The organism is Streptomyces sp. SID9727 (genome assembly GCF_010550605.1).
Classification (GTDB): Bacteria; Actinomycetota; Actinomycetes; order Streptomycetales; family Streptomycetaceae; genus Streptomyces.
On record NZ_JAAGNI010000395.1, the window covers coordinates 1 to 4,147 of the forward strand.

Genomic DNA, 4,147 nt, shown 5'->3' on the forward strand with positions numbered 1-4,147 from the left:
CGGCCACCGCGCCCGCCATCGCGCCGGCCGCCGCCGCACCGGCGGCCGGTGTGGCCAGGCCCAGGGCGAGCAGTACGCCGCCGCCCGCCTCACCGAGCCCGGCGGCGAGCGCGCTGTGCTTCGGCGGATGGAAGCCCATCGCCTCCATCGCGGCGGTGGTCCCCTCGATTCCCCCGCCGCCGAACCAGCCGAGGAGTTTCTGGGCGCCGTGCGCGGCGAGCACCGCGCCGGTGCCGGCGCGCAGGACGAGCAGACCGAGGTCGTGACGGTTGACGCAGCCCATGGGGGTCTCCGGTGGGTTCCGGGGCCCCGCCCCGACGACGCGGGCCCCTCGATTCCGTACGACTCCACTCTCCGCGCCGCGAGGAGCACGCGGACGGCGGTGTTACTCCATTCGGGCGACCCACCCCGGGCCGTGAGCCGTGACACAGTGCGACGTACGCCATTGTGCAACTTGTTGCACAATGGCGCGGCGGTGGTCTAGAACTGGGGCGACGCCACACCGAGGAGCCGCCGCATGAGCCCGTACCCGCACCTTCTGAGCCCGCTCGACCTCGGGTTCACCACCCTGCCGAACAGGGTCCTGATGGGGTCGATGCACGTCGGCCTCGAAGAGGTCGAGAACGGATTCGAGCGCATGGCGGCCTTCTACGCCGAGCGCGCCCGGGGCGGCGTCGGCCTCATGGTCACCGGCGGCATCGCGCCGAACGAGCGGGGCTGCTCGTTCCCCGGCGGGGCGAAGATGACCACCGAGGCGGAGGCGGCCGAGCACCGCCGGGTGACCTCGGCGGTGCACGAGGCGGGCGGCCGGATCGCCCTGCAGATCCTGCACTTCGGCCGGTACGCGCACCACCCGGACCTGGTGGCGCCGAGCGCGCTGCAGGCGCCGATCAGCGCGTTCACGCCGCACGCCCTGACCGACGACGAGGTCGAGGCGACGATCGAGGACTTCGCGACGGCGGCGGCGCTGGCCCGGAGCGCGGGGTACGACGGCGTCGAGATCATGGGATCCGAGGGTTATCTGATCAACGAGTTCATCGCCTCGGCGACCAACCACCGCGAGGACCGCTGGGGCGGCTCGTACGAGAACCGCATCCGCTTCCCCGTCGAGATCGTGCGCCGCGTCCGCGAGCGGGTCGGCGACGACTTCATCATCATCTACCGGCTGTCGATGCTGGACCTGGTGCCCGGCGGCTCGTCCCTGGAAGAGGTCGTGCACCTGGCCCGGGAGATCGAGGCGGCCGGCGCGACGATCATCAACACCGGCATCGGCTGGCACGAGGCCCGCATCCCCACCATCGCGACCTCGGTGCCCCGGGCCGCGTTCACCTGGGTCACCGAGAAGGTGCGCGGGGCCGTCTCCGTACCGCTGGTGACGAGCAACCGGATCAACACCCCCGAGGTGGCGGAGCGGGTCCTCGCGTCGGGCCGTGCCGACATGGTGTCGATGGCCCGCCCGTTCCTCGCCGACCCCGACTTCGTCGCGAAGGCGGCGGCCGGCCGCGCGGACGCGATCAACACCTGCATCGGCTGCAACCAGGCGTGCCTGGACCACATCTTCAGCGGCAAGGTCACCTCCTGCCTGGTCAATCCGCGCGCCTGCCACGAGACCGAACTCGTCCTGTCGCCGACCCGCACCCGCAAGCGCGTCGCCGTCGTCGGCGCCGGGCCCGCCGGTCTCGCCTGCGCGGTCACGGCCTCCGAGCGCGGCCACGAGGTGACGCTCTTCGACGCGGCGGACGAGATCGGCGGTCAGCTGAACGTGGCCCGCCGGGTCCCCGGCAAGGAGGAGTTCGACGAGACGCTGCGCTACTTCCGCACCCGGCTCGCGGAGCAGAAGGTCGCACTGCGGCTGGGCAGCCCGGTCGGCGCCGGGGACCTCGACGGCTACGACGAGGTCGTGCTGGCCACCGGGGTCACGCCCCGCATCCCCGCGATCCCCGGCGTCGACCACCCGAGCGTCGTCGGCTACCTCGACGTGCTGCGCCACGGCGCGCCGGTCGGCGACCGCGTCGCGCTCGTCGGGGCGGGCGGGATCGGCTTCGACGTGGCGGAGTTCCTGACGGACGGCGGCCAGGGGGCGAGCCTCGACCCGGAGGTGTTCTTCCGGCAGTGGGGCGTCGGCACGGAGTACCGCGAGCGCGGCGGCCTCGCGGCCCCGGAGCGCCCGAAGACCCCGCGCACCGTCCACCTCCTCCAGCGCAAGGCCGGCAAGGTCGGCGCGGGCCTCGGCAGGACGACCGGCTGGATCCACCGGACCGAGCTGCGCCACCGCGGCGTCACGATGACCGCGGGCGTCACGTACGACCGGATCGATGACGAGGGCCTGCACATCACGGTGGGCGAGGAGCGGCACGTCCTGCCGGTCGACACGATCGTGCTCTGCGCCGGGCAGGAGCCGCGCCGGGACCTGTACGAGGAGCTGCTCGCCGCCGGCCGCGAGGCGCACCTGATCGGGGGCGCCGACCTCGCGGCCGAGCTGGACGCCAAGCGCGCGATCCGGCATGGCACGGAGCTCGCCGCCGCCCTCTGAACGGGGGACGGCCGGGCCCGCCCGGCCGTCCCCCGGGGGGTGTCTTGTCGGTCAGGGCCGGGTCCGCGACAACGCCTGGCACGGCACCTCGCCGCGTTGCCGAAACGCCCTGATCGCTCCTTCCCCAAGCTCTCACCTTCGTTCGAGCAGGGGAGACCCCATTGAGGACGCCCCGGCGCCTTGCGACGCACCGCACCGGACGCCGCGGCCTGACCGACCCTGACCGACAAGACACCCCTAGGCTGCACCCCATGTCACTGCCGCACGCGATCCTCACCGCCCTGCTGGAGAAGCCCTCGTCGGGGCTCGAACTGACCCGCAGGTTCGACCGGTCGATCGGCTACTTCTGGTCGGCGACGCACCAGCAGATCTACCGCGAGCTGGGCAAGCTGGAGCAGTCCGGGCAGATCCGGGCGCTGGAGCCCGCACAGCCGGCCCGGGGGCAGAAGAAGGAGTACGAGGTGCTGCCGGCGGGCCGCGAGGCGCTGTCCGCGTGGGTGGCCCGGCAGGAGGACCCCAAGCAGGTCCGCGACCCGCTGCTGCTGCGGATGCGGGCGGCGGCGGTGGTCGGGGCCCCCGGCCTCGACGCGGAGCTCCGCCGCCATCTGGAACTGCACCGGCGGCAGCTCGCGGAGTACCAGGAGATCGAGATCCGGGACTTCCCGCCGGAGCGCGACACCCCCGGGGACCGGCTGCGGCATCTGGTGCTGCGGGGCGGCATCGACCTGGAGAACTTCTGGATCGGGTGGATCACCCGCGCGCTGGAAGACTACCCGCAGCCGACGTGAACGTGCGCCCCGCAGTGCGTACGGCGTACGGATTCAGTGGCGTCCCGCGCCCACCCGGCGGCGCTGCTCGCGGCGCACGACCCGGGGGCCGCTGATCACCACCCGCGACGGTGCGGCCGGCGCGGCACCGGCCACCGCGGGCGCGGTCTGCGCCTGGGCACGGGTGAGCAGGACCACGCCCCGGACCGCCGCCACCGTGCCGAGCAGCGCCGGGACCAGACCGGCCGGCCCGCCCTGGAACCTCTCCCCCAGCAGCGCCAGGCCGATGGCCGCGGCGGCGACCGGGTTGGCCAGGGTGACGACGGCGAGCGGGGCCCCGAGCCCGCCCCGGTAGGCGGTCTGGGAGAGCAGCAGCCCGCCCATCGCGAAGGCGGAGACCAGCAGGGCGACGACCCCCAGGCGTGCGTCGAGCAGCGGCCCGGTGTGGTCGGTCACCGCGACGGTGAGGGTCTGGGTGAGCGCGGAGGCGACACCCGACGTGATGCCCGAGGCCGCCGCGTGCCGTAGTCCGGGGCGGGCGCCGGGGCGGCTGAGCCCGGCGACGAGCGCCATGGTCCCGGCCCCCACGGCCAGCGCCTCGGTCATGGTCAGGGTCGCGTGCGGGGCGGCGCCGCCCGCCGTCAGGAGCAGGGCGCCGAGGCCGAGCAGGGTGAGGAACGTGCCGCGCCACTCGGTCACCGTGACCCGCCGGCCCGCGGCCCGGGCACCGAGCGGGACGGCCGCGACCAGGGTCAGCGCACCGAGCGGCTGGACCAGGGTGAGCGGGCCGTACTTCAGGGCGGCCACGTGCAGCAGCGCACCGCCGGCGTTCAGCCCGACCGCGCAC

The 4,147-nt window shown here is 74.3% G+C and carries 4 protein-coding genes; 2 read left to right on the forward strand and 2 right to left on the reverse strand.

The annotated features are described in order from the left end of the window. Positions 1–283: DoxX family membrane protein (locus tag G3I41_RS27955; protein ID WP_164403155.1), on the reverse strand; the 283-nt coding region annotated here is incomplete at its 3' end. A 234-nt stretch (positions 284–517) separates the two neighbouring features. On the opposite strand from G3I41_RS27955, the gene G3I41_RS27960 reads away from it, so the two are divergent. After that, on the forward strand, positions 518–2,533 hold the full coding sequence (locus tag G3I41_RS27960) for an NADPH-dependent 2,4-dienoyl-CoA reductase (RefSeq protein WP_164403156.1): 2,016 nt from the start codon (positions 518–520) through the stop codon (positions 2,531–2,533). A 251-nt stretch (positions 2,534–2,784) separates the two neighbouring features. Continuing rightward, positions 2,785–3,321 (forward strand): PadR family transcriptional regulator, encoded by a 537-nt coding sequence (locus G3I41_RS27965; RefSeq protein WP_164403157.1) that lies wholly within the window; start codon positions 2,785–2,787, stop codon positions 3,319–3,321. 33 nt (positions 3,322–3,354) lie between these two features. Here G3I41_RS27965 and G3I41_RS27970 read toward each other — a convergent pair. After that, a partial coding sequence (locus G3I41_RS27970) for a hypothetical protein (protein WP_164403158.1) occupies positions 3,355–4,147 on the reverse strand: 793 nt, incomplete at its 5' end.

Excerpts from the sequence above, each read along its gene's own strand:
- G3I41_RS27960 (WP_164403156.1), top strand. The coding sequence starts at position 518 with ATGAGCCCGTACCCGCACCTTCTGAGCCCGCTCGACCTCGGGTTCACC.
- G3I41_RS27965 (WP_164403157.1), top strand. The coding sequence starts at position 2,785 with ATGTCACTGCCGCACGCGATCCTCACCGCCCTGCTGGAGAAGCCCTCG.